At 63.7% G+C, this 25,405-nt stretch carries 24 protein-coding genes; 4 read left to right on the top strand and 20 right to left on the bottom strand.

Going from position 1 to position 25,405, the window contains the following annotated elements; translation table 11 throughout:
- Window positions 1–2 precede the first annotated feature (2 nt).
- The 3 genes from A9K65_RS28860 to A9K65_RS28850 form a co-directional block, all read right to left on the bottom strand.
- Window positions 3–869, bottom strand: a complete 867-nt coding sequence (locus tag A9K65_RS28860; RefSeq protein WP_063171551.1) for a carbohydrate ABC transporter permease — start codon at window positions 867–869, stop codon at window positions 3–5.
- Window positions 870–871: 2 nt separating this feature from the next.
- Window positions 872–1,768 carry a sugar ABC transporter permease gene (locus A9K65_RS28855; RefSeq protein WP_013533025.1) on the bottom strand — a complete coding sequence of 299 codons (897 nt, stop codon included), beginning with the start codon at window positions 1,766–1,768 and terminating at the stop codon, window positions 872–874.
- A 135-nt stretch (window positions 1,769–1,903) separates the two neighbouring features.
- Entirely contained in the window at window positions 1,904–3,223 is a 1,320-nt protein-coding gene (locus A9K65_RS28850) for a sugar ABC transporter substrate-binding protein (RefSeq protein WP_064995037.1), read from the bottom strand.
- Between the two features lie 169 nt (window positions 3,224–3,392).
- Here A9K65_RS28850 and A9K65_RS28845 point away from each other — a divergent pair, with 169 nt between their 5' ends.
- Window positions 3,393–4,178, top strand: a complete 786-nt coding sequence (locus A9K65_RS28845) for an IclR family transcriptional regulator (protein WP_013533023.1) — start codon at window positions 3,393–3,395, stop codon at window positions 4,176–4,178.
- Between the two features lie 65 nt (window positions 4,179–4,243).
- The gene (locus A9K65_RS28840; protein WP_063167544.1) at window positions 4,244–5,083 is read left to right on the top strand and encodes an amidohydrolase; all 840 of its coding nucleotides are present in this window, start codon (window positions 4,244–4,246) and stop codon (window positions 5,081–5,083) included.
- A 9-nt stretch (window positions 5,084–5,092) separates the two neighbouring features.
- Here the strand turns inward: A9K65_RS28840 and A9K65_RS28835 are convergent, their stop codons facing one another.
- From A9K65_RS28835 to A9K65_RS28800, 8 genes are all read right to left on the bottom strand, one after another.
- Complete coding sequence (locus A9K65_RS28835) at window positions 5,093–6,064, bottom strand: ABC transporter permease (protein ID WP_013533021.1); 972 nt, start codon at window positions 6,062–6,064, stop codon at window positions 5,093–5,095.
- 1 nt (window position 6,065) lies between these two features.
- Window positions 6,066–7,016: an ABC transporter permease gene (locus A9K65_RS28830; protein WP_064995038.1), complete on the bottom strand. Its 951-nt coding sequence runs from the start codon at window positions 7,014–7,016 to the stop codon at window positions 6,066–6,068.
- Window positions 7,013–7,771: an ATP-binding cassette domain-containing protein gene (locus A9K65_RS28825; protein WP_063167545.1), complete on the bottom strand. Its 759-nt coding sequence runs from the start codon at window positions 7,769–7,771 to the stop codon at window positions 7,013–7,015. Before A9K65_RS28825 ends, A9K65_RS28830 begins: the two co-directional genes overlap by 4 nt.
- Window positions 7,764–8,501, bottom strand: coding sequence for an ATP-binding cassette domain-containing protein (locus A9K65_RS28820; protein ID WP_013533018.1), 738 nt, complete (start codon window positions 8,499–8,501; stop codon window positions 7,764–7,766). Before A9K65_RS28820 ends, A9K65_RS28825 begins: the two co-directional genes overlap by 8 nt.
- Before the next feature lie 66 nt (window positions 8,502–8,567).
- Window positions 8,568–9,755 carry an ABC transporter substrate-binding protein gene (locus A9K65_RS28815; RefSeq protein WP_024502499.1) on the bottom strand — a complete coding sequence of 396 codons (1,188 nt, stop codon included), beginning with the start codon at window positions 9,753–9,755 and terminating at the stop codon, window positions 8,568–8,570.
- 25 nt (window positions 9,756–9,780) lie between these two features.
- A complete protein-coding gene (locus A9K65_RS28810) occupies window positions 9,781–10,950 on the bottom strand; it encodes an extracellular solute-binding protein (RefSeq protein ID WP_063167546.1) in 1,170 nt (389 codons plus the stop codon).
- A complete protein-coding gene (locus A9K65_RS28805; RefSeq protein ID WP_024502501.1) occupies window positions 10,947–12,107 on the bottom strand; it encodes a CaiB/BaiF CoA-transferase family protein in 1,161 nt (386 codons plus the stop codon). Before A9K65_RS28805 ends, A9K65_RS28810 begins: the two co-directional genes overlap by 4 nt.
- 1 nt (window position 12,108) lies before the next feature.
- Window positions 12,109–12,660, bottom strand: a complete 552-nt coding sequence (locus tag A9K65_RS28800; protein ID WP_013533014.1) for a MaoC family dehydratase — start codon at window positions 12,658–12,660, stop codon at window positions 12,109–12,111.
- Window positions 12,661–12,859: 199 nt separating this feature from the next.
- On the opposite strand from A9K65_RS28800, the gene A9K65_RS28795 reads away from it, so the two are divergent.
- Window positions 12,860–13,957 carry a lactonase family protein gene (locus tag A9K65_RS28795; protein ID WP_013533013.1) on the top strand — a complete coding sequence of 366 codons (1,098 nt, stop codon included), beginning with the start codon at window positions 12,860–12,862 and terminating at the stop codon, window positions 13,955–13,957.
- A 41-nt stretch (window positions 13,958–13,998) separates the two neighbouring features.
- Here A9K65_RS28795 and A9K65_RS28790 read toward each other — a convergent pair whose 3' ends face one another.
- The 3 genes from A9K65_RS28790 to A9K65_RS28780 form a co-directional block, all read right to left on the bottom strand.
- The gene (locus tag A9K65_RS28790) at window positions 13,999–14,985 is read right to left on the bottom strand and encodes a Tim44 domain-containing protein (protein WP_064995039.1); all 987 of its coding nucleotides are present in this window, start codon (window positions 14,983–14,985) and stop codon (window positions 13,999–14,001) included.
- A 73-nt stretch (window positions 14,986–15,058) separates the two neighbouring features.
- Complete coding sequence (locus A9K65_RS28785) at window positions 15,059–15,361, bottom strand: zf-TFIIB domain-containing protein (protein WP_024502504.1); 303 nt, start codon at window positions 15,359–15,361, stop codon at window positions 15,059–15,061.
- 307 nt (window positions 15,362–15,668) lie between these two features.
- On the bottom strand, window positions 15,669–16,658 hold the full coding sequence (locus A9K65_RS28780; RefSeq protein ID WP_064995040.1) for a zinc-dependent alcohol dehydrogenase family protein: 990 nt from the start codon (window positions 16,656–16,658) through the stop codon (window positions 15,669–15,671).
- A gap of 102 nt (window positions 16,659–16,760) precedes the next feature.
- On the opposite strand from A9K65_RS28780, the gene A9K65_RS28775 reads away from it, so the two are divergent.
- The gene (locus A9K65_RS28775) at window positions 16,761–17,663 is read left to right on the top strand and encodes a LysR family transcriptional regulator (protein WP_064995041.1); all 903 of its coding nucleotides are present in this window, start codon (window positions 16,761–16,763) and stop codon (window positions 17,661–17,663) included.
- A 17-nt stretch (window positions 17,664–17,680) separates the two neighbouring features.
- Here A9K65_RS28775 and A9K65_RS28770 read toward each other — a convergent pair whose 3' ends face one another.
- Genes A9K65_RS28770 through A9K65_RS28745 form a run of 6 tightly spaced genes read right to left on the bottom strand, consistent with a single transcriptional unit; the run spans window position 17,681 to window position 25,135 of the window.
- Complete coding sequence (locus tag A9K65_RS28770; RefSeq protein ID WP_064995042.1) at window positions 17,681–19,708, bottom strand: CocE/NonD family hydrolase; 2,028 nt, start codon at window positions 19,706–19,708, stop codon at window positions 17,681–17,683.
- Window positions 19,709–19,756: 48 nt separating this feature from the next.
- A complete protein-coding gene (locus A9K65_RS28765) occupies window positions 19,757–20,731 on the bottom strand; it encodes an ABC transporter ATP-binding protein (RefSeq protein WP_013533007.1) in 975 nt (324 codons plus the stop codon).
- Window positions 20,728–21,711 (bottom strand): ABC transporter ATP-binding protein, encoded by a 984-nt coding sequence (locus tag A9K65_RS28760; RefSeq protein WP_064995043.1) that lies wholly within the window; start codon window positions 21,709–21,711, stop codon window positions 20,728–20,730. The genes A9K65_RS28765 and A9K65_RS28760 overlap by 4 nt, the downstream gene beginning before the upstream one ends.
- Window positions 21,708–22,553, bottom strand: coding sequence for an ABC transporter permease (locus A9K65_RS28755; protein WP_064995044.1), 846 nt, complete (start codon window positions 22,551–22,553; stop codon window positions 21,708–21,710). The genes A9K65_RS28760 and A9K65_RS28755 overlap by 4 nt, the downstream gene beginning before the upstream one ends.
- A gap of 22 nt (window positions 22,554–22,575) precedes the next feature.
- A complete protein-coding gene (locus A9K65_RS28750) occupies window positions 22,576–23,523 on the bottom strand; it encodes an ABC transporter permease (protein WP_064995045.1) in 948 nt (315 codons plus the stop codon).
- Between the two features lie 52 nt (window positions 23,524–23,575).
- Window positions 23,576–25,135 carry an ABC transporter substrate-binding protein gene (locus A9K65_RS28745; protein ID WP_064995046.1) on the bottom strand — a complete coding sequence of 520 codons (1,560 nt, stop codon included), beginning with the start codon at window positions 25,133–25,135 and terminating at the stop codon, window positions 23,576–23,578.
- Window positions 25,136–25,405: the final 270 nt, after the last annotated feature.

Below are 25,405 nucleotides of genomic sequence, written 5' to 3'. Positions count from 1 at the left end.
GATCAGCCTTTCACCGCGCCGGAGGTCAGGCCGCCGACAAGGTGTTTCTGGACTATGTAGGTGAGGGTGAGCGCCGGGATGATCATCACCACGGCCAGCGCGCACATGCCGCGCCAATCGATGGTGAACTCGGCCGTGTAGTCGAGCAGGCCGACCGGCAGCGTCTTGGCGCTCACCGAGCGGGTCAGCTGCGAGGCCAGCGCGAACTCGTTCCAGCAGGTCAGGAAGGCGAAGATCGCGGCCGACGCAATGCCCGGTCCGGCGAGCGGAAACTCGACCTGCCAGAACGCCTGCCAGCGGGTGCAGCCATCGATCTGCGCTGCTTCCGCGAGGTCCTTGGGCACCTGGCGGAAGAAGCCGTCGATCAGCCAGATGGTGAACGGCACGTTGAGCGCGACATAGGCGAGGATCAGCCCGAAATGGGTGTCGATGATGCCGAGCCGCACATAGAGGAAGAACAGCGGCAGCGAGAGCGCGATGCCCGGCACGGTGCGCGTCAGCATCAGGCCGAGGAAGACGCTCGATTTACCGCGAAAACGATAGCGGGCGAACGCATAGCCGCCTGCCATGCCGATGGCCACCGCAATCACCGTCGAGGTCACCGAGATGATCAGCGAGTTGCGGAAATATTCAATCACCGGGATGCCGCCCTTGCCGATGCCTGAGAACATCGCGACATAGGCGTCGAACGAAATCTCCTGTGGGATCCACACCGGTGGCTTTGCCATGATCTCGACCGTCGGCCGCAGCGACGACAGCACGATCCACAGACCCGGCAGGCAGATGGTCAGCATCGCCAGGAACAGGCCGATGCGATAGACGATGCCGAGCAGCCGGCGCTTCAGGCGGGCGGAAGAATTCTCGTCCATCCTCACCACTCCGCACCGATCTGCGTGCGCGCCGCGGCGAGCTTGTTGAAGAAGTAGACGGTGAAGGCGATCGACAGCAGGATCGAAAAATAGGCCATGGCGTTGGCCATGCCCATGCGCCCGTCGCTGTAGGCGGTGCGGGCCACCAAGGTCCATAGCAGTTCGGTGCGGCCCGCCGGTCCGCCATCGGTCATGATCTTGACGATGTCATAGGCGCGCGCCACGTCGAGCGAACGGATGGTCATGGCGATGTAGGCGAAGGGCATGACGAATGGCCACGTCACATAGCGGAATGTCTGCCACGGCGTGCAGCCGTCGACCCGCGCCGCCTCGATCGGCTCCTTGGGCATGGCGAGCAGACCGGCGAGGATCAGGATGGCGAAGATCGCCGTCGACGACCAGATCTCGGCGATCGAGATGGCGATGAAGGCGAGATGGCCCTCGATCAGCCACGGTATGGCGTCTCGCGTGATGCCGAGCGACTGCAGCGCATTGTTCACCAGGCCGATATTGTCGTTGAACATGAACTTGAATTGGAAGCCGACCAGGATCGGCGAGAACATCATCGGAAACATCATCAGCGTGCGCAGGATGCGCTGGCCGCGCGTCGCCTTCTCGACGAGCATGGCGAGGCCGAGCCCGAGCAGCATTTCGAGATTGAGCGCGATGGTCAGCAGCAGAACCGTGCGGCCGAAGGCCCACCAGAAGTCGGTGTTGGACAGGATCGAAAGATAGTTCCGGATGCCGATGAAGACGTAGAACGTTTCGGGCCGCGTCAGGCGGAACGGGGTGAAGCTCGAATAGAGCGACAGAAGCAGCGGCACCACCACCACCGCCGCCAGCACGATCATGGCCGGAAGCAGCAGCAGGAATGGCGCGGATGGCTTGAAGCCCTTCATCAGAATCCTTGAGTGTTTGTATTTGGACGGCGGTGCGTTGGCTGGGCGCGAAGGGTTAGCGTAAACCGCTGGCATCCCGCGCAACGCGATCGCCTCCCCCATTGCTGATGGGGGAGGCAGCCCTGGGAGCCGTTGCTAGAGCTTGCCGGCGTCCTGGAGGATTTGTGTCGCCTTGGCGGCGGCTTCATCCAGTGCCTGCTTCGAGGTCTTGTCGCCGAGGATCGCCGCCTGCAGCTCGGGATAGACGGCGTTCGAGATCTCGATCCATTCAGGCGTCTGCGGCACGGCGAAGGCGTGCTTGGCCTCTTCCTGGAAAGCGGTAAGAACCTCCTTCTTGTAAGGATCGTTTTCGGCCTGCTTCAGGTCCCAGTCCCAGACCGCGGTGCGGGTCGGCAGCGGACCGGCGGCGGCCTCGAGCTTCTGGCTGTCCTCGTTGGTCAGCCACCAAACCAGGGAAGCCGCGGCCTCCTTGTTCGGGCAGTTCTCGGTCACCGAGAAGCCATGGAAGCCGGACCAGCCGGTGCGCTTGCCGGACGAACCCTTCGGCGCGACTTTGACGCCGACATTGCCGGCGACCTTCGACGACTTCGGATCGTTGAAGAAGCCGGCCCAGCCCGGCCAATCCAGGTTGATGGCGACGGTGCCCGAGGCAAAGCCCTGGCCGAGATCGTCCCACAGGTAGTTGGTGGTTCCGGCCGGCACGGCCTTGGCCTTGTAGAGGTTTACGAACCAGTCGAGCGCCCGGATGCCCGCCTCGGAGTTGAAGACCGGCTTGCCGTCCTTGTCGAGATATTCGCCGCCCTCGGCGACAACCATCTCGTAGAAGCGGCCGTTGATCGCCTCTTCCTTGCCGGCGAACTGGGTGCCGTAGAAATTGGGCGGGTTGGCGAAGAACTCGGCCTGGTCGGTGACTTCCTTCCAGGTGTCCGGCGGCACCAGGTCATAGCCGTATTTCGCCTTGAACTTGGTCTTGTTGTCGGCGTTCTCGTACAGGCTCTTCTGGTAGTAGAGCGCCGAAACGTCGAACTGCGCACGCGGCAGCATCTCCAGCTTGCCGTCGATGGTTGCCGCCTTGATCGTCGACGGCACGAAGGCGTCGATCTCTTCCTTCGGCAGCAACTTGCTGAGGTCGGTGTAGAGGCCGGTATATTGCGGCGCGAAGGAGGAATGGTTCCAGCCGACGCACCAGTTGGTGCTGCCCGAGGCGATGTCGGACTTGAGCTCCTTGTCGATATCGAAGCCGTTCTTCTTGGTCAGGATGTTGACCTTGGCGCCAGTCGCCTTCTCCCATTCCGGGATCCGTTCGTAGAGCTTTTCATATTGCTGGCCGCCGATCAGCTTCACGTCGACGGTCACGCCTTGGAACTTGCCGGGCAGGTCGCCGGCAAGGGCTGCGCCTGCACCAAATGCAAGCAACAATGCACCGGCGGAGACGCCGGAAAGCAGTCTGTTCATTGGTATCCTCCCTGGGTGCCGCCTTCGCGGCGACCGCAACTCGTCTGATGACAAGAAGTGCTACATTCATATACAAACAAAACATTCATGGAGACGTCAAGGCGAAATTTGTTTCCGCTGCGCACGTTCCTGCGTATATGAAGGGTGAAATTCACTGGAGGATGAGCCCATGGACGACAGCGAAGACGAGCGCTATCGCGCGCCGGCGCTCGACAAGGGGCTCGATATCCTTGAACTGCTGGCGGGCGTCGATGGTGGCCTGACCCAGGCCGAAATCGCCAAGAAACTCGACCGCAGTCCCAACGAATTCTATCGCATGCTCGACCGGCTGGTGCGGCGCGGCTACGTCACGCGCCTCGACGGCGACCGCTATTCGCTGACGCTCAAGCTGTTCGGCCTGGCACAGTTGCACGCGCCGGTACGGCGGCTGGTCTCCTATGCCACGCCGCTGATGCGTGAGCTTGCCGAGACATCGCAGCAGGCCAACCAACTCGTTGTTTTTGATCGCGGTTCTGCCGTCGTCATCGGTCAGCAGGAAGCACCGAACTACTGGGGCATATCGATCCGGGTCGGCTCCCATATCAGTCTGTTCGACACCGGCTCGGGACATGTGCTGCTCGCCTTCCGCTCACCGGAAGAGCGCCAGATGATGATTTCCGAACACGTCCGCAGCACCGACAAGACGGCGCAATCGAGCGAGTTCTTCACCCGTCTCGACCAGATCCGCGACCGTGGCTACGAGATGATGGCTTCGATGCAGACAGCCGGCGTCTTCAACCTGTCGGCCCCGGTGCGCAGTTCCGACGGCAAGGCGATCGCCGCGCTGTCGATTCCCTACATCACGGTGGTCAACGCGCCTTCCGCACCCGATATCACCAGGACAATCGAACTGTTGCTGGCAACGTGTGAAAAGCTGTCGCACCTTGCTGGATCAGCAGTCGGCTCATCGGTGTGAATTCTTATTTGAATGAAGAATTCTCTCGTGAGATGATTTGAAAAGCCAGAGGGAGGAGCCTCGCCATGATCATCGACACCCATCTTCACCTCATCGATCGCTCGGCCCTGCGCTATCCCTGGCTCGCCGGCGTGCCGGCGCTCAACCGCGATTTCTCTTATGAAGACTACGCGACGGAGGCGCAGCGTGTCGGCGTCGAGCGCGTGCTGCATATGGAGGTCGATGTCGATCCGGCCGACATCGAAGCCGAGACGGCTCGTGTGGAAGGACTGTCACGGCAGCCCGGCAGCATGCTGGCCGGGGTGATCGCGTCCTGCCGTCCTGAGGAAGGAGACTTCGCGGCCTATCTCGAACGGCAGCGGGCAAACCCGTTCGTAAAGGGCTTTCGCCGCGTCCTTCATGTCGCGCCCGACGAGCTCTCGGAAGGTGCGGTGTTCCGCGACAGCATCAAGCGGCTTGGCGGCACCGGCCTGACCTTCGATCTCGTCGTGCTGCCGCACCAGATTCCCAAGGCTATCGTGCTTGCCGACCTGGCACCCGATGTGACGTTCGTCCTCGACCATTGCGGCGTGCCCGACATCAAGGGCAACAGGGAACATCCATGGCGCGAGCATATGAGCGAGATCGCCCGGCGCCCGAATGTCATGGCCAAGATTTCCGGTGTCGTCGCCTATGCCGATGCCGGCAGCTGGACGGTCGAGACGTTGCGGCCGTACGTCGAGCACACCATCAATTCATTCGGCTGGGACCGCGTCGTCTGGGGCAGCGACTGGCCGGTCTGCACGCTAGGCGGCGGCCTGTCGACCTGGGTGGCGGCGACCCATGCATTGCTCTCGGGCTGCAGCATTGCCGAGCGCGACAGGCTGTTGTCCGGCAATGCCCGCAAGCTGTGGCGGCTCGACTGACAGGTCCTTTCAGATGGTTGCCGAGACGTGCCGTTCGCGGCCATAGAGCGAAACCAGCAGCACGATGACGAAGCCGAGCGCGGCCTGCACTGCCGCGGGCTGGAAGCCGAGGCCGATGAGCAGCGTGTTGATCTCGGTCAGCACCAGCACGCCGGCGATCGTGCCGAGATAGCTGCCCCGGCCGCCGACCAGTGCTGCGCCGCCGACGACGACCGCTGCGATGGTCTGGAACAGATAGGGCTGGCCGACATCGCCATAGGCCGAGCCGGTGAAGCCGAGCAGCAGCACGCCCGCGACAGCGGCGAAGAAGGCGCTTGCTGCATAGGTGATGACCCACATGCGAACCGGATCGATCAGCGCCAGCGGCGCCGCTCCCGGATTGCTGCCCAACGCATAGAGCCGGCGGCCATAGGGCGTCCGCTCCAGCACCAGCACGACCAGCGCCGCCAGCACGACCAGGCTTGGCACCAGCCACGGCACCGGCAGCGGGCCGGCCGATCCGCCGATCGAGACGAAGCTGGAAACCGCTTGTGGCGCGGAGCCTGACGGGAAGCCGGCTGTCCACAGCAGCACCAGCCCTTGCACGACCATGCCGATGCCGAGCGTGACGATGAGCGGCTGGATGTCGAGGCTGCGCGAGATCAGCCCGTTCAGCCCGCCGATGACGAGCGCCAGCGCGCCGACCAGGCCGCAGACGAGAAAAAAGTTCCAGCCATCGCCATAAAGCTGCGCCGCCACGACATTGGCAAAGCCGATGACGAAGGGGATCGAAAGGTCAATGCCGCCCATGATGACGACCAGCGTCTGGCCAATCGAGGCCACGGCGAGCAGCGAGGCGAGCACCAGCATGGCCCGTATCGCAAACGGCGCCGAGTAGCCGGGAATGAGAATTGTGCCGGCAAGGTGCAGAAGGGCGGCGACGCAGAAGGCGCCGACGACACGGGCGTTGGTTGTCGCGAAGAGGTTTTGGCGCAAAACCATGTCAGCGTCTCCCCATGGCAAGACGTTCCTGCAGCGCTGTCAGCATCACCGCCAGCACCAGGATCGCGCCGTAGGCGATCTGCAGCACGAAGGTCGAGACGTTGAACGTCGTCAGCACGCTCTGCAGCAGGAAGATGTCGATGGCGCCGATGTTGGCACCCGCCACGCCACCACGGCCGCCGGCCAGGCTGACGCCGCCAAGTGCTACGGCGGCGATGGCGATCAGTGTGTAGGTCGGCCCGATATTGGGATCAGCCGAGCCGATCAGCGCGGTCAGCATCAGCCCGGCGCATCCGCCGAGGATGCCGGTCATGACATAGGCGATGAAGCGCACGCGCGTGACATCGACACCGGCGGTGTAGGCGGCGCGGTCGTCGCTGCCGACCGCCATAAGCTGGTCGTAGTATGGTGTGCGCCGCACCAGCCACCAGACGACGAGCATCGCCGCCAGCGGCAGCATCGACAGCGAACCGGACAGCGCCTTGAGCCAGGCCGGCGCTGGGCCGATCGGCGCCGGCAGGATTGTCAGCGTCACGCCGGTCAGGATCAGATAGGTGCCGAGCGTGGCGACGATCGGCTGAATGCGCACGATTGTCGCCAGGAAGCCGTTCGCCGCGCCCACCAGCGCGCCGACGAGCAACGCCGCCGGAACGAGCACCAAGGGCGACGAGATGCCGGTGCCGAGGAACAGCACCTGGATCGTCAAAGCGTTGACAAAGCCCATCAATGGCCCGACCGAGATGTCGATTCCGCCACGCCCGGCGAGGATGACAGGCGTGGAGGCGATGGCAGCACCGATCAAGGGCGCCGCCAATCCGACCAGCGCCCCCCAGGAACCCGGCTGGAACCGTCCCGGGCTGAGGATGAGATTGACCGCAAGCAGCACGACCAGCAGCACGACGGCGAAGCCGAAATTTCGCCCAAGGGACAGGAGGCGCGCAACAGGGCTCATGCCGCACGTCCGAACATGGCTGATATCACGCCGTCGGTGGTGAGGGCGTTGCCGGCGATCTCGGCCGCGACTTCATTCTCACGGAACACCAGCACGCGCTGGCACAGGAGAAGAATCTCCTCGATTTCGCTGGACAGGATGACGAGCCCCATGCCGTCGGCCGCCAGCCCGCGAAACACGTCGTAGAGAACATGCCGCGTCGCCACGTCGACGCCACGCGTCGGATCGTTGAGGAGCAGGATCGCGGGCTCCAGCGCCAAGGCCCGCGCCAGCAGCACCTTCTGCTGGTTGCCGCCCGACAAAGTGGTGATCGTGGCATCGGGCCGGGGTGCGGCGATTGACAGTTTTTCGCGGTAGATGTCGTAGCGCGCCTTGCGCGCCGCCGGGCTGATCAGGCCGAGCCGTGTGTCGCGCGACAGAGTCGAAACGGCGAAGTTGTCGAGCACCGACTGCGTCGGGAAAATGCCGTTGGCGCGTCGGTCGCGCGGCAAATAGGCGATGCCGCTGGCGACAGCCTTGCGAAACCCGGTGATCTTACGGGACGCATCCGATGCACCGAGCTCGATCGAGCCGCCATGCGGCGGTTCCAGGCCAGCAAGCATCTTGAGAAACAGCTCCTGGCCATGACCATCGAGGCCGGCAAGCCCGACGATCTCACCCGGAGCGATTGCCTGCGTGATCGGGCTGGCGCCGGGCGCGATGACGAGTTCGCGAACGGCAAGACCACCAAAATCGAGAGCGGTGCGATCAGCCATGCGCAAGCTCCGCGGCGGTACGTGGCGCCATTGTCTTGAGAAGCTCAGCCGGCGTCGAAGCGCCGCGCTCTTCGGTGCGCACCACGCTGCCGCCCCGCAGGATCGAGATGCGATCCGAAAGCGACATCACCTCGTCCATGCGGTGGGTGATGAACAGGATCAGGCAGCCCTCGCCGGCAAGCGCACGCATCAACGAAAAAACGGATTCGCGATCGGCGAAGTCGAGCGCGGCGGTGACCTCGTCGAGGATCAGGATCTTTGGGTTGCGCACGATCGCGCGAGCAAGGACGACCAATTGCTGCGCGGCGAGCGGCAGCAGGCCGGCTGGCATGTCGAGAGGGACGTCGGTGACCGCGAAGCGCTTAAGCGCAGCTTTCGCCCGGTCACGGCGCTCGTTGCGGGGCACAGCGCGCCGGACCAGCCCGTCGAGGCCGAGCAGGATGTTGTCGGTCACGCTGCGATCCGGCGCGATCAGCACCTCCTGGAACACCGTGGCGAAGCCTTGCGCCTGGAAGGCCGAGGGGTTGGCGCCCGAGAACGGCTTGCCGTGCAGGAGGATCGCGCCGCTGTCCGGCTGGACGATGCCGGACAACAGCTTGACCATCGTGCTCTTGCCCGAACCGTTCTCGCCCAGGATGGTGTGGATGGTTCCCGCCCGAAACGCGATCGATGCGTCCGCGAGCGCGATCGTCTCGCCATAGCGTTTGGATATGGTTTTGACTTCAAGCATGTCGCATTTCGATGCTGGCAGGCCGGCTCCCCGAAAGGAGCCGGCCTGTTGAGAGATTAGCAGGCGTCACTTTGCACAGGCATCGGGCACCTTCGAATAGTCCCAGCCCTTGGTTGGCGCCGGGTTCGAGAAATAGGCGTCGAGCCATTCCTCCGGCATCGGATCTTTCGGCGGGATCGGGAAGATAGACACGGCGTCCGTCGTCATGCAGTCCTTGTACCAGGCACCGAGATCGGCGGTGTGGACAGGCGGGATCGGGATCAGCAGCGTGTTCAGCTTCGGCTTCTGCCCGTCGAGCATGCGCTCGCCGACGCGGAACAGCGTCTGCGCGGTCCAGTGCGGCAGCACCGCATGGCCTTCGAAGCGGTACTTGTCGGGGTTGGCCTTCCAGTAGCCCAGCGCATCGCCGGTGATCGAGCCGGTGATCAATGGTGCGGGCCGGCCGGCTTCTGCGAAGGCTTCGGCGACGACGCGGCTTTCGCTGCCTGTCGTCCACACTGCATCGATCGGCGCCGGGTTGGTGGCGATCGCCTGCAGCACCACGGTCTTGGTGACGTTGGCTGTCCAGTTGCCATTGACATTGCGCGAGATCTTCAGCTTCGGATTTTCAGTCAGCGCCTTGTCCGCGCCCTGGCGCTCCTGCACCACGATCGGGTGTCCGGCGATGCCTTCGACCAGAAGGATGCTGGCGCCGTCCGGCTGCGCCTTGCCGATCGCCGCCATCATGTCGTAGCCCCAGCGCGCATAGTTGGAATCGACATTGATGGCGTTCGGGCTGGTCACCGAACCGGCAGCGGTGATGAACGGAATGCCGGCTTTGGCGGCAGCGTCGATCGCATCATCGAGTGCCGTCGCCGAGCCCGGGATCGAGGTGATGATCGAGCACTTCTTGTCGATGAAGGCGCGGATCTGGTTGATCTGCTGGCTGGCGTCATTGTTGGAATCAGACACCTCGAAGCTGGACACCGTTCCGTCGGCGATCAGCCCGTCGACGAGACGCTTCAATTCCTTGGTCACCGTGACCCGCCACGGATTGCCCTGGTAGGATTCCGAGTGGCACCATTTCCACGGTTTCGGCGGCGCTGTGAAATTGTCCCAGGCCGAAGGCAGCACCTTCTGCGGCGCGCCGTCATATTGCGCCTTGAGTTCGGTCGGCAGCCCGCCGATGACGCCTTGCACATCCTGCGCAAAGGCGGTCGTTGCAAGCGAGGCAAGCGCGGTTGCGGCCAGCAGGCCGCGGATCATTCCTGTCATCTCGTTCTCCTCCGTTCGGTTTGGTTCAGGCTCCTCCACCGGCAGCGCCGGACACCTGCACCGGGGAACTCTCCCGAAACAGGCGATTGAGATCGGCAACAACCTGTCGGGCTTGATGCCGGGAGGTCATGCCGGAAAGGATGCGTTCGGATGCTGCTTGCTGGAAAGTCATGTAGCCGTCGTGGCGCGGCCGCACCCATGCACCCTCCAGCGTCGCGCGCGTATCCCGATAGAAGTCGCCGGTCGCTTCATTGACAGCCTGGTCCTCCCAGGCCGCTGCATGGCCGGGCTGGCCGCCGGCGGCGGCATAGGCGCCTCGCTGGACATCGCCGCTCGCGACCCAATAGGCGAAGTCGATCGCGGCATCCCTGGCTTTGGAAAAGGCTGATACGGCTATGCCGGTGCCGCCAAGCGCCGAACCGACCGGGCCGCCGGAACCGATGACCGGAACATCGGCAAAGGCCAGCCGGTTCGCCCGAAAGCCAGCCGTCGCATAGGAAACGTAACCATAGATCAGTGGCGCGCAGACGAACCTGGAACCGGCCTCCGCCATACGTTCGGAGACGGCAATCGGGTCCATCTCGAAACACGCGGGATCGACCAGCGCTGCGATCTCGCGCATTGCCTCGAAGACTTGGCTACCGATCTCCACATCGATCAGATCGTCGGATGGATCGGTCGTGCAGGCATGCCCGAGATTGCCGGCAAGCGTGTAGAACACCATCAACACGTGAGGCGGCCGCAGCGGCAGCAGCACGCGGCCTTGCCGGGCGAGATCGAGCACCTCGCTCCAGCGCGCCGGTGGCGCACCGATCGCATCCGGACGCCATGCCTGGACCTGCGTTGCCGCATCGATCGGGAAAGCCCATTGCCGTCCTTGCCAGTTGTAGCTCGGATAGGACTGGCCGATGCTGCCCGAGGCAAGGGCCGTGCGTTCCGCCTCGCGTCCGGCGACATCCAGCGGCTCCAGGCAGCCTTCGGCCGTGATCTGGCCGACATGCGGATGGTCGATGACGATGAGGTCATAGGCGCGCGCCAGTTCTTCGACCGGGAAGGATTCGAAGTCCTGCAGCGAGCGCTTGTCCCATTCGATGGCAATACCGGTCTTCTGCTGCCACAGCGCCGAGCAGGCGACCATCGGATCATAGCCACGCGGATGGCTCCAGGTCATGCCTTTGAGCTTGGGCGAACTCACAGGCCGAACTCCGCGCGGATGGCGGCACTGTGCTCGCCGATGCGGGGCGCCGCCCGATCGGCCTTGGCTCTTATGCCATCGACCCGGAGCGGCGAACTGGTGGTGAGGATCGAGACATCGTCCTCGCGCGTCACAGTCTGCAGCATGCCGAGGGAATGGAACCCTTCGCTCGCCAGCATCTCCGGCCAGGTCAGCACTTTGGCGCACCAGATGTCGGCCGGCTCGAGGATATCAAGCCACTCGTCGATCGTCTTGGTGGCGATCCGCTGTGCGATGATCGCCTTGATGTCGTCACGCGCGGTGAACCACGACGCAGGCTTGTCGCGATAGGGTGCGAGTTCGCTGAGCGACAGGAGATCGGCCAGCTTGGGAATCGGCGTCATGGCGATGGCGAGATATCCGTCCTTGGCCGGGTAAACACCGTAAGGCGCCGACAGATAGGCATGCGCGCTGCGGAAGCTGGAGCGCCTGGGCAGCCGGCGGCCGTCATTGAGATGCGTCGTCAGCACCTCGAACTGGAAATCGACCAGCGCTTCCAGGAGACTGGTTTCGATATGGCTGCCCTGGCCGGTGATGCCGCGCCGCACGAGTGCGGCCAGAATGCCCTGCGCGCAGGCGGCACCGGCCAGCATGTCGCCGATGGCAAGACCGAACGGCACCGGCCCTTGGTCCTCATCGCCGTTTAGCCACATCACGCCGGAGCGCGCCTGCGCCAGCAGGTCTTGGCCGGGTCTCTTGACCCATGGTCCGTCTTCGCCATAGCCGCTGATCGAGGCATAGACCAGCCGCGGATTGATCTTGCGGACCGCCTCATAGTCCAAGCCGAGCCGCTCGATGACGCCCGGCCGGAAATTCTGGATCAGCACATCGGCCTTGGCCAGAAGGCCGCGCAACGCCTCGAGATCGGCCTCGTTCTTGAGGTCGATGGCAAGACTTTCCTTGGCCCGGTTGATGGCGTGAAAGATGGTGGAATCGCCGCCGATCTCGGTGTCGCTGAGATAGAGCCGGCGCGACAGGTCGCCGCCATCCGGACGCTCGATCTTGATGACGCGGGCGCCGAGATCGAGCAGCCTGAGTGAGCAATAGGGCCCGGACAGGAACTGGCTCATGTCGACGACGACGAGACCGGCGAGCGGCAATTCGGCTGCTGCCGGCATGCTATTTCTCCGTCTTGCCGACGAAGTCGGCCGGGTTGCGGTACTTCACCGTCTGCAGATGCTCGCAATAGAGAACCAACTCGCCTTCGCCCTTGAACACCTCATAGCTGGCGCGGATCAGCCCCATTTCCTTGTAGCGGGGCTTCTTGTCGAGGTTGGAGCGGATCGAATAGATCGTGTCGCCAATGAAGACGGGTTTTATGAAGCGGAGCTTGTCGTAGCCATAAGAGAAGGCATTGACGCAGTTGGTGGCGACCAGCCCCAGGCCAGCCGAAAAGACAAAGGCGCCGGCGATCAGCCGCTTGCCGAAAATGCCTTCGTTCTCGGCAAACATCTGGTCCTGCACATAGGGGTGGATGTCGAGCACCAGCGTGTTGAACAAATGGCTGTCGCCTTCGGCCATTGTGCGCCGCAACGAGCGGATCTTCTGGCCGACGGGCCAGTCCTCGTAGAACCAGTTCTCGGCATTCCACACCGGCAGCGCGGCGTGATCTCCGGGCATGTTCTTGGGATGCGTCGAGGCGACGCCGACGGTAGGTGCGAAATCGTTCATGGTCGGCACCGCCAGACCTGCATGGGGCACGTCACAGCTATCGGAAAACGCATCAAGGCGTCGAAATACAAGACGTCTCCTCCCGTCAATCTTCTTTTGTAAATAGTATTTTCACATATGGGGTTGCGTTGCAAGCGTGAACAGGCGAAATTTTGGCTGCTCCCGCGCGCCAAAGCGCAGGCGGGTAGGGGAGGAAATCATGCGCGAGAATTGTCTGGTCTTTGTCGGCAGCCTGAACCGCGAGGCGCCGTATTTTCAGGGCGCTCGGGGCGTCGGCCTCAGCGTCTACAGCTTTGACGAGACGACGCTGGAAACACGAAAACTGGCCGAGACCAACGACGTCGACAATCCGACCTTCCTCTCGGTGACGCCGGACGGCTCGCGGATCTACGCCAACTCGGAAGTGTTCACCTGGCGCGAGGGCACCGTCTCAGCTTACAGCTTCGATCGAGCTTCGGGGACGCTCATTTATCTGAACAAGCAACCGTCGCTCGGTAGCATAGCCGCCCACAACACCATCACCCGCGACGGGACAAAACTGCTGGTCGCCAATTACGGCATGGGCGAGGGCGGCCCGGATCGTGCGGTGGCTGTCTATGGCTTCGAAGAGAACGGCGCCTTGTCGGCGCCGCTTGCCAGCGTTTCGCATGAGGGCAGCGGCCCGAATGTGGCGCGGCAGGAACGCTCGCATGCGCACAGCGTCACCGAAACCATCGGCGGGGGAACAGCCATCGTCGCCGACCTCGGCATCGACCGGCTGGTGTCTTACCGGATCGAGCGCGAGGGCAATCTGGCCAAGCTAACCGAATCCGCTTTGCCATCCGGCGCCGGTCCACGCCACCTCGCACTGCATCCGAACGGACGCTTCGTCTTCGTCATGAACGAACTGGATTCGACCATCGTGTCGATGACGCTGGACGAAGCCACCGGCAAGCTCTCGATCATCGACGCAAAGCCGGCGGTGCCGGCCGAGGCACGCGACAGCAACCACTGCGCCGATATCCAGATCTCACCGGATGGCCGTTTTGTCTACGGCTCCAACCGCGGCCATGACAGCGTCGTCATCATGGCGGTCGACCAGCAGACAGGGTCGCTCAGCCTCGTCGGCTATATCCCTTGCGGCGGCGCGACCCCGCGTAACCTGGCGCTGACGCCGTCAGGCGGCCATCTGTTTTCCGCCAACCAGAATGGCGACCGCATTTCGATCTTCGCCCGCGACGCCGACAGCGGCATACTGACCGACACCGGGCGCGCCATCGAGATCGGCACGCCGATGTGCGTCAAGATCGTGCGCTGAACGCCCACAACTGCGAAGCCTCGGAAAAAATCGCCCGAGGCTCAAGCCTGTTGTATTGCCGAGAGCTTCCAGTTCGATCCATTCTCACGCACGAAAGTCCACAGCTCGGTCGTCTCTGTCGGATGATCATCGTCGCCCGCGACGATTTTGCCGCTGGCCCGTTCGCGCGTCACGTCACGAGATTCGTAGCGCAAGGCGGCCGTGGCGTAGTCGCGCTCATCCTCGCGCCAGCTTTCCGCGATGTCGGCCTGCAGCAAGGTGATATCAGTCACCTCGTTCCTGAGACCTTTCTGGGCATTGTCGGCCAACTCTTCCGACAGATAGGATACCATTTCGGGTGTAACCGCCCGGCGCAGAGCGGCATGGTCTTCGCGCCCGAATGCTTCCTGGACATCGGTCAGCAGCTGCTGGAATGCGTCGAGATCCGTCTGGGCCAGCGTGATCTCCTCGGAGGCGGCGGCCGGAGAGCCTCCACCTGAACCGCCGCCGAAACCGGGAATTGTGAAGGAGCCTGCAGTCTGCTGCCCTGCCGTTGAGCGGTTCTCAAATCGCGAAGCCTGGGCATTGCCGGCACCGGCGAGCGCCGGCGCGGGGCCGCGCGCGGATTGCGAGCGGAAGAACCTGATGGCCAGCATGATCGCGCCACCGATCAGCAAGGCCTGAAGCAGGAAACCGAACATGCCGGCCAGGCCGCCGAAGCCCTGACCCAAAAGCAGGCCGAACAGGCCGCCGAGCAACAGGCCGCGCATCATCGTTCCACCGAAACCGCTCATGAAGCCGGGCCTCTGCAGGCCGGCCTGCGGCTGCCGGGCCGCGTTGTTCACACCGGTGTTGGGCGTCATCGACCGCTCGACCGGAGCGGTCGGTGCTGGGGCCGTCCTGGTCGGCGGTGCCGATTGGAACGTACGCATGCCACGACTGCCGAAACTGCCGCCACGACGGGCCTCGGCATGGTCCATCGCAACCATGGAGAATGCAAGGAACAGTCCTGCAAAGAGGGCTGCAAATCGGCTGGTGCGGGAAATCATCGGAGATGAACCTTTGTCGATGTGGTTTCGGGAGTTTCAGCAAGTGCCGGCCTGGATGTCGGGCATCATGCGGTCAGTCGAACAACTCTTCGAAGAATGATTTCTTCCGCTTTGGATAGCGGTGACCGTGCGAGCGGGAATAATCGTCATCGCGGCTCTGGCCATGTTGTGGCTGGGAGAATGCTGCCGGCTGTGGCTGCGGCGCGGGCGCCGCTTCCCTGCCGGAACGCTCGATGATCTTGTCGAGTTCTCCTCGATCAAGCCAGACGCCGCGGCACTGCGGACAGTAGTCGATTTCGATACCCTGGCGTTCGCTCATCACGAGCGCGACGCGGCAGGAGGGGCAAACCATACCGAGGAGGGAAGTAGATGTCATACGGGGCTCCAAACCGAAAGGAATGAGCCCGCTTGACCGAAAGAATGGAAACGGGCCCGTTAAAGCGGTCCGACATCACAATCGCCAAAAGCGACAGTCAGAGGGGCCCGGCCCGCACCGAACAGTTAGGGATGCAAAGCCGCGGCTTCAAGGCCGATATTGCCCTGCAAGAATGACTTGTTCGCCACCGTTGCTCAGGCAGTCACCACGATTCAAATCGTCACCACGATCTCAGATCGTCACCACGATCTCAGATCGTCACCACGATCTCAGATCGTCACCACGATCTCAGATCGTCACTACGATCTCAGATCGTCACTACGATCTTGCCGAACTGCTCGTTCGATTCCAGATAGCGATGCGCCTCGACGATTTGGTCGAACGCGAAGGTCCTGTCGATGATCGGCCTCAGCGTTCCGTGCTCCAGACCTTCGACGATAAACGCCTTGGCGGCCTCGAGCTTCACAGGGTTGCCGGTGATCTCGTGGACGAGGTAGCCGCGCAGTGTCAGCGTCTTGCTCAGCACCGCTGGCAGCGGGAATGGCGTCGGCTCGCGGCTGAGACCGCCATATTCGATGAGGATGCCGCCACGCGACATGGCCGCTGTGAGTGGCTCGAAGATCGGGCCGCCGACCGCATCGAACACGACGCGCACGCCTTCAGGCCCTGCGATCTCATTCAGCCGTGCCGCCAAATCCTCCTCGGCCAAGGTGACGACTTCAGCCGCGCCGGCGTCGAGCAGGGCCTGCCTCTTCGCCGATGTCCGCGTCACCGCAATCGCTGTTGCACCGACCCTGTTGGCGATCTGGATTGCCGCAAGCCCGACGCTGCTCGAGGCTGCGGTGATCACCACGTGGTCTCCGCTGTGCAGCCCGGCGATATCGATCAGCGCGCCATAGGCGGTGAGATACTGCATCCAGACGGCCGCTGCCGTCTGCCAGTCGAGCGACGGCGGATGCTTGACGACAAGTCCGGCGGGGTAGGTGGCAAACTCGCCATAGGCCGGCCAGCGGATCATCGATTGCGGCGGGATAACACTGACGCTGTCGCCCGGCGCGAAATCCTTCGCGCCGACACCAATAGCCTCGATGACGCCCGCTGCCTCAAGGCCAAGCCCCGAGGGGAGCGTCGGCGTCTCGATATAGGAAGCCGCGCGCAGCAGCGCTTCGGCGCGATTGAGGCCGAGTGCCTTGACCCGGATTTGAACTTCGCCCGAACCCGGTGGGGAAAGCGCGACATCCTCGATGCGCAGAACCTCGGGACCACCATGCTGGTGAAAGCGAACTACGCGTGTCATTCGGGATACTCCAAATCATCAGAACCGAATGAGCTATGCAGCCGGTCTTGTCGGGGATAAATGGCTGTAAGAGAAGAACAGTAGAAACCAGGAGTTCCGAATATGGATCGGCTTGAGAGCATGGCCGTGTTCGTCAAGGCGGTCGATCTCGGCTCGTTCGCGGCCGCGGCGGTCGCGCTCGACCTCTCCGGACCGATGGTCGGCAAGCATGTCCGGTTTCTTGAGGAGCGGCTGGGCGTGCGGCTGCTCAACCGGACCACGCGACGGCAGAGCCTGACCGACTTCGGCCGCGCTTACTATGAACGCTGTCGGGTGGTGCTGGCCGAGGCCGAAGCCGCCGATGCGCTCGCCGCCGAACAGTTTTCGGAGCCACGTGGAAAACTGCGGGTCACCATGCCGGCGCATTTCGGGCGCCATTGCGTGACCCCCGTATTGCTGAAGCTGGCCCGTCAATATCCGATGCTGGAACTCGACCTGTCGCTCACCGACCGCTTCGCGGATCTTGCCGAGGACGGCTACGATCTCGCCATCCGCACCGGCACTCTTGACGACAAGGTGGGGGTGATTGCGCGTCGCGTCGCGCGTCAGGGCATGGTCGTCTGCGCGGCACCCTCTTATCTCAGAATTCATGGCGAGCCGCAGCGGATCGAGGATCTCGCCGACCATCAGGCGATTGTCTACCGCCGGCTCGGCCAGGTCGTTCAGCCGTGGTTGTTTGTGCGCGAGGGGCAACCCACGCTCGAGATCACGCCAACCGGACGGCTGCGGCTCGACGATCTCGATGCCATCGCTGACGCGGCCGCCGACGGCATGGGGCTGGCCTGGCTGCCCTGGTGGCTGGTACGCGACCGCATTCAGGCCGGCGCGCTGATGGCGCTGTTGCCGGACCAGCCGCGATATCTCTACGACTGCCACGCGCTTTGGCTGCAGACACCGCATCTGCCGCTGAAGGTGCGGCTGGCCGTCGATGCGCTGGCCGTCGCCTTGCCGAAATCGATGGCCTGATTGCCAATCGCCGCCGCTCAGTTGAGATCGCGCCGATACTCCTTGACCTCGCTGCGGTCGACGATCCGCTCGTCTCCGTCATGGGCAGTGATGTGGGTCTCGATCCGCCAGACGTCGCGCAGCGCGCGCACCGTCGCCGTCACTGAAAGGCGCGCCTGCCAGTCGCCGCGGCCATAGGATTTTTCCCAGGTGCAGGTGCCGACCGCCGAGGTCGGGTCGTCGGGGTGAATGGAGAACCGGTCGACATGCTTCGCTGAAAGGACGATTCCCGTATGCGGGTGCCGCACCGTGCCGCCATCATTGACGACTTGGTAGACGGTCTCGCCAGTGACCTGGTCTGTCGAAGCCGAGCGCTGAAAGCCGTCCCCTTTGGTCAGAACCTCCTGCTCCATCGGCGCGGCGCTTTCCGGAGCCAGGAAGGCCCCCAGCGTGTCGTCCAGCTTCTGCGGCGCGCGCACCGGCAGGATCAGCCGGCTATCGCCGCAATGGATCGACAGCGTCGCCTGCTCGGCGGTCGGAAAGACGATCGGCCAATGCGATGTCGCCAGTGCCAGCCGGATACGCTCGCCAGCCTCGAAACGCTGCCCGCAGCAGCGCAGCTTGATGCGGACGGTCTCCGCCCGGCCCGGCACCATGGGTGCGATGTCCAGATCATCGTTGCGATGGCTCAGATTGAGGATGCCGTAGCTGACGCGCGAGGCAGCACCTTCCGGGAACACTTGCGACAGCGTGGCGGACAGAAGCGCAACCGGCTTGTCGGAGGAGAGCTTGACCTCGAATTCCGGGAAACCAAGGATCTCAACCGCTTCGGTCAACGGCGCCGTCTCGAAGATCAGGGCATTGCCTTCTTCCGTGCGCTGGTCGATCGGCAAGGTCGGCATGACGCCATAACCGCACCAGGCGCCGGACGACAGGCCGGCCGTCTGCGGCGATGAAATCTCCAGGATCGTGTCTTCGCCCCTGGCCTCGCTCAGCACATGCGGCGCAAGGTTCAGCACCTTTTCGCCAATGCCCGGTCCTGGCCATGCCGGCTCGGCGACCCAGCGGCCGGGCCGCTCGTCATAGATCGCCGCCGGCCGTGCGGGATCTTGAATCCATGCGCGCAGCATCGGCTCGTCGGCAATGCCGGTGTTTATGCCCTTGAGATATTGATCCCACCAGCGCAGGCACTCCTGCAGGAAGCCGATGCGCGGTCCTGGCATGGCGAAGTGCGGATATTTATGGCCCCAGGGTCCAATCAACCCTTTGCGGGGACCGCTTAGCTTTTCCAGCATCCGGAAGATCGGATTGGGGTAACCGTCGGCCCAGCCGCCGACGGCGTAGACCGGTATTTCGACATCGGAATAATCCTCGCAGATCGAACCGTGCTTGTAGAAATCGTCGCGGCGCTGGTGTTCAAACCAGTCCTGCATCCAGATGCCATTGCCATTCAGCCGTTGTTTCCAAAGATCGCGCCAGCGGTCGCCGACAATGAGCGGGTCGGGCGGGGTCATGGCGATGGCCCAGGCGGTGGTTCCCCACATCAGATTGTCGCACATCATCGCGCCGCCGAGATAATGCACGTCGTCGTTATAGCGGTCGTCGGTCGAGCACAGCGAAACGACGGCTTTCAGCGCCGGCGGCCGGCGGGCCGCGACCTGCAGCCCGTTGAAGCCGCCCCAGCTGATGCCGATCATGCCGACGCTTCCCGAGCACCAGGATTGCCTCGCCAGCCATTCGATGACCACCAGGCAGTCATCCTGCTCCTGCTTCAGATACTCACCCTTGCACAGCCCTTCGCTGTCGCCCGAGCCGCGCATGTCGACCCGCACGCCGGCATAGCCGTGACCGGCGAAATAGGGATGCGTCAGCGCATCGCGCTCCACCGTTCCGTCACGCTTGCGATAGGGCAAATATTCGAGGATCGCCGGCACGGGATCGCTCTCCGCGTCTTCCGGCAGCCAGACACGCGCCGCCAGCTTGACGCCATCCGGCATCGGAATCCACAAATTCTCGATCTCGCGGCTTTTGCGCGGGAAATCGGTGACGACGCGGAAATCTTGCATGGCGGCTCCTCTCAACGCCCCGGCCGACACTTGCGCCGGTGGCGATCCTTATGTGTTCAGCGGGAAATGGCAGGTCAGACGGCTGTCGCCGACCGAGGCCGGGACGGGGACATCCAGCGCGCAACGGCCCTCGGCCTGCGGGCAGCGTGTGTGAAACTCGCAGCCTGAGGGGCGCGCCAGCAAGGACGGAACGTCAGCCGGCAGCGTGATGCGCTGATGCACCCTGTCGGGATCAGGCTCGGGATTGGCGGAGAGAAGGGCCGCCGTATAGGGATGATGCGGGGCGCGGAAGATCGCTTCGGTTTCGCCCTGCTCGACGAAGCGTCCGAGATACATCACCGCCATGCGGTCGGCGATCTGGCGCACGACATGCAGATTGTGGGTGATGATCAGCATCGACAGGCCCATGCGGTCGCGCAGGTCGTTGAGCAGGTTCAGCACCTCTCCCTGCACGGAGACGTCGAGGCCGGCGGTCGGCTCGTCGGCGACGACCAGCACCGGGTCCAGCGCGATCGCCCGCGCAACGCCGACGCGGCGCGCCTGGCCGCCGGATAGCTGGTGCGGGTAGCGGTCGGCGAAATCGCGCGGCAGCCCGACCAGCGCAAGAAGCCGTGTGACTTCAGCGTTGAGATCGCGATCCGACAAACCGTGGATGACGAAAGGCTCCGACAGCAGCGAGCGCACGCTGAGCCGCGGCGACAGCGATCCGACCGGATCCTGGAACATCATCGGCATGCGCCGCCGCACCGGTTTCATCGCGGCGTTGGACAGGCCTTGCAGTTCCTGTCCTTCGAACACGATCGTGCCTGCTTTCACCGGCTGAAGACCGTTGAGGGTGCGCGCCAGCGTCGTCTTGCCCGAGCCGGATTCGCCGACCAGCGCGAAGGTGCTGCCTCGTTGAAGCGTGAAGCTGACGCCGGAGACCGCTTCGATTTCGGTGGCCCGCCCCGCGAGCCTGGCGGACAGGCCGCCAACCCGGAACGAGACGCGCAGGTCGCTGACACGGAGCAGGTCTTCGTTCATGCGCCCATGGTCCCCAGTGGAACGTCCGCGTGCCAGCAATGGGCGATATGAGATCCGCCGACAGGGGCGTTGGGAGGCGTCGTCAGGCATTGGGCGTCGGCGCGATCGCAGCGCGGCTGGAAGACGCAGCCGCTTGGTCGGCGGCGCAGGTCCGGCAAGGTCCCGGCAATCGTCGGCAGCCGGGGCACACGCTGCGACAGCCGGGCGGGATCGCAGGCCAGCAGCTTCTGCGTGTAGGGATGGCGGGCGTCGTGGAAGATCTCGCGGGTCGTGCCGCTTTCCACCACCTCGCCGGCATACATCACGATCATCTCGTCGCAGAGTTCGGCGATCACGCCCAGATGATGCGAGATGAACAGCACCGAGCAGCCGATGTCGCGCTGCAGATCCTTGAGCAGTTCGATGGTGGCCACCTCCAGCGTCGCATCGAGCGCCGTGGTCGGCTCGTCGGCGATCAGCAGCGCCGGCTCCATCATCAGCGCCATGGCGATGGCGATGCGCTGCTTCATGCCGCCGGAGAATTCGTGCGGAAACTGTGTCAGCCGGCTTTCCGGATCGGGAATGCGAACCTTGCGCAGCATGGCGACCGAGCGCGCATCCTTGTCCTGCTTCGACAGACCCGAGCGATACTGGATGTCGCGCATCTGCCGCCCCACCGACAGCACCGGGTTGAGCGCGCCCATCGGGTCCTGGAAAACGGTGGCGATCCTTTGGCCGCGCAAGCCGCGCATCGCCATGGGGTCAAGCCGGGCGAGGTCCTTGTCGCCCTCGAAGATGATCTCGCCCGATAATATCTCGCCATTGTCGGCGAGCAGGCCGAGAATGGCGTTGATGAGCGTCGACTTCCCGCAGCCGGATTCGCCGACCACGCCAACGCTGCGGTTGGCCGGCACGGAAAAACTCACCTGCTTCAGCGCCTCCAGTCGCCCACTCTCGGTGTGGAAGGCGACGCTCAGATCCTTGATCGCGATAACCGTCATGACCGCCCCTTCAGCCGGGGATCGAAGAGGTCGCGCAGCGTCTCGCCGAAGAAGGTGAAGCCGAGAGTGGTCAGCACGATCGGCAGGCCGCCGGCAATCACGATCCAGTAGGAATCGCGGATGTTGGCAAAGCCGTCATTGAGGATCGCGCCCCAGCTCGGCGTTGGCGGCCGCACGCCGAGCCCGAGGAAGCTCATGCCCGCCTCGATCGCCACCACCACAGGAATGTCCATCGATATCAGGATCAGGATCGGGCCGATGATGTTGGGCAGGATATGGACGCGCAGGATGCGGCCCGCACTGGCGCCCATCGAGCGCGCCGCCATGACATGTTCGGCTGATTTAAGCACCAGCGTCTGCGTCCTGATGATGCGGGCATAGCCCGGCACATTGACCAGCATCACCACCAGCACCACCGCATAGAGCGAGGGGCCGAACAGAGTGACCAACGTCAGCGCCAGCATCACGGTGGGAAAGCTCTTCACCGCGTCGAAGATCAGCAGCAGCACGTTGTCGAGCCAGCGCGGCCCATAGCCTGCGATCAGCCCCAGCACGACGCCGACAACCAGCGACACCGCTGTCGCGCCGAGCGCGATCAAAAGCGCGACGCGTCCGCCATAGAGCACCCGGGTGAGAAGATCGCGGCCGAGGTGGTCGGTGCCGAGCAGATGCAGCAGGCTCGGCGAAGCGAAGCGTTCGGCCGGCGATATCTTGCTCGGCGCATAGCTGGTCAGGAGGCTGGCGAAGACCGCCGACAGCACCACCACCGTCACCAGCGTCAGGCCGACGGCGCCCAGCGGCTCGCGCATGATGCGGCGCGCGGTGCGCCACAATCCGGACAACCGGCTGCCGCCGGAAGACAGCTCAGTTGAAACTTGATCTGACACGGGGATCCAATACACCGACCAGAATGTCGGCCGCTACGTTGACGAGGACGAAGAAGACCGTGGTGACCAGCACGGCTCCGGAGACGATGGGGTAGTTGCGCACCGAGATCGCCTCATAGACCAGCTTGCCGATGCCGGGGCGGGCGAAGACGATTTCGGCGAAAACGGAAGACGACAGCATGTGGCCGATACCGACGCCGAGCAGGGTGATCGTTGGCAGCACGGCAATGCGCAGCGCGTAGGTGTAGACGATCCGGTGCTCTGTCAGGCCGAAGGCGCGCGCCGTGCGGATATGGCTGGCCTCCAGCGTCTCCAGCATCGAGGCGCGCACCATGCGCGAGATGTAGCCGATCCAGCCAAGTCCGACCGCCAGCGACGGCAGGATGAGGTGCTGGAGCCGGCTGGCGAGGTCGCCCGGTTCGCCGGCGCCGATCGCCGGCAGCCATTGCAGTGCGACCGCGAACACCAGCAGCGAATAGATGGCGACGACGAAGGACGGCACCGCGATCATCGCCACCGAAAGAACCCCGATCACCTGATCGACAAAGCCGCCTCGGCGCACCGCGGCGATACAGCCAAGCGGGATGCCAAGCGCCACCGACCAGGTAATGCCGCCGACCACCAGCGCCAGCGTGAACGGAAGCTGCTCCATCACCACGTCCAGCACCGGCCGGTTCGACAGAACCTCGGTGCCCAGGTCACCGCGCAGGACCGATCCGTAGAAGTGCAGGAACTGCCGCCACACCGGCTGGTCGAGGCCCATGCGCACGCGCAGCGCCTCCATCATCTCCGGCGTCGCGCGTGGCCCCAGCGCGACGGAGGCCGGGTCGCCGGGAATGAGGTAGACCATGGCGAACATCATCATCATAGCGACGCTGATGATGATGGCGCCAAGCCACAGACGCTTGAGGGCGTAGCGGATCATTTTCGGTACCTGTCGGACGGTCTTTGGTGGGGGCGAGCCCCGCCCGCCGACATCATGCCGGTTTGAAGTCGGTGAACACGGGTTCGCCATTCGGCTTCAGGCCGGCCACAAGCGTGTCTCGATTCATGATGCCGGTGACCTCATGCGTCAGGAAAACGTAGTTGCCGTTCTCCTCCATCAGGTCCTGCAGCTTCTTGTAGATGACATCGCGTTTCGCCGGGTCGAGCTCGACCATGCCTTCGGCATTGAGCTTGTCGAATTCCTCGCTGGAAAACCGCTCCCAGTTCCAGACGCCGATCTGGTCGCGGGTGAACCAGGCAGTCGCCCAGCTCGGATCCGGCTGCATGGAGAAGCGGCTGATGATCATCTGCAGCTTCTTCCAGTAGTCGCCTTCCTTAGCGCCAAGCGTCCAGAAGGTGCCGCTGTCGTTCTGCTTGATCTCCACGGTGAGGCCGACATCCTGCAGGTTCGACTGCACGACCTGCGCCGCGGTCAGGCGCTCGGTCTTGTTGAGGATGTCGAGCGTGATCGTCGTGCCGGCCAATCCTTCCTTGGTGATCATGTCGCGGGCGCGGTCCGGGTCGAAATCGAAAAGGTTCTTCTCGCGATGGCCGGGCAGGCCGGGCGCGATGATGCCGGTGGCGGTTGCGGCGGCGCCGAAATAGGCAGCATCGACCACCGCCTTGCGGTCCACGGCGTACTGAACCGCGCGGCGCATGTTGGGATTGTTGAAGGGAGCGACATCCTGGTTCATGCCGAGCCAGACAAAGGCCAGCGAAGGCTTCTCCACCACGGTCGTCTTCGGCGGCGGCGTCTGCTTCAGGCGCGAGATCGAGGAGACCGCGGTCCAGGTGTAGTCGAGGTCGCCGGCCTCATAGCCGAGTTCGGCGGTCTTCTCGTCCTCGATCGGATGAATGTGGATTTCCGCGAAGGCACCTTGCTCGTACTTCCAGTCGGGATTGCGGACCAGCACCGTGCGCTGCTTGGGCAGCCATTCCTTCAGGATGTAGGGGCCTGACTGAGCCACCGGCTTGACGCCCATCTTGCCACCGAGCTCGGTGATGGCGCGCTTTGACAGGATGGTGCCGGACGGCGTCGGCAAGGTCGACGTCCACAGCGGCGCGAAGGCTTGTTTCAGGTGGATCAGCCCCGACAGCTTGTCCTTGACCTCGACTTCCTTGAGCGTTGCCCAGTCGCCGGAATAGGGGCTCTTGTTGGCTGGGTCGGCGATGCGTTCGATCGAAAACTTGACGTCTTCGGCCGTCATCTGGCCGTAGCCATCGGTGAAGCCGATATTGTCGCGCAGCTGGAAGGCGACGGTCAGCGGATCGAGCTGCTTGATCGTTTCCGCCGCCATCGGCCGCCAGCCCCAGCTGTCGCCCGGCGTGGTGACGACGAGGCCGGCGAAGATGACGCTGGTGATGTCGCCTTCAGGCGCCGCCAGCCGGAAGCAAGGGTCGAGCGTCTGGATGTCGGCGTAGGAGCGCACCTTGAGGATCGGCCCGTCGCTCGACCAGGAAACTTTTGGATTGACCATTGAGGCGAGGCCGAAAGCGCCGGCTCCGGCGAGCAGGCTGCGGCGCGAAACCCTGGTGTCGGCTAGAATGGACATGCTCTACCCCTCAGCTGTTTTCGTTGTCTTGTTTTCAGGCCGCGGGCCATTCTCCAAGCCGGGCCGAATGTGTCGGTCCGCTGAAACTGCTAATAATAGACATCTATGTCTAGCGAAAATTTTGCCGGCACGTCCGAATCTTGGATACCGACGATCTTGCGGAAAATCTCGACATCTGTTCCGACCGCCGCCGGCGCGTCGACTTGGGCAAGTCGCGGGCGGAATGTGATCGCGCAGACGATATGGCCTGGCCCGCCATTCGGTGGGGCC

Source organism: Mesorhizobium sp. WSM1497, from assembly GCF_001672455.2.
GTDB lineage: Bacteria > Pseudomonadota > Alphaproteobacteria > Rhizobiales > Rhizobiaceae > Mesorhizobium > Mesorhizobium ciceri.
The sequence above is the reverse complement of the archived record's forward strand: the minus strand, read 5'-3'. Positions and strand labels throughout refer to the sequence as shown.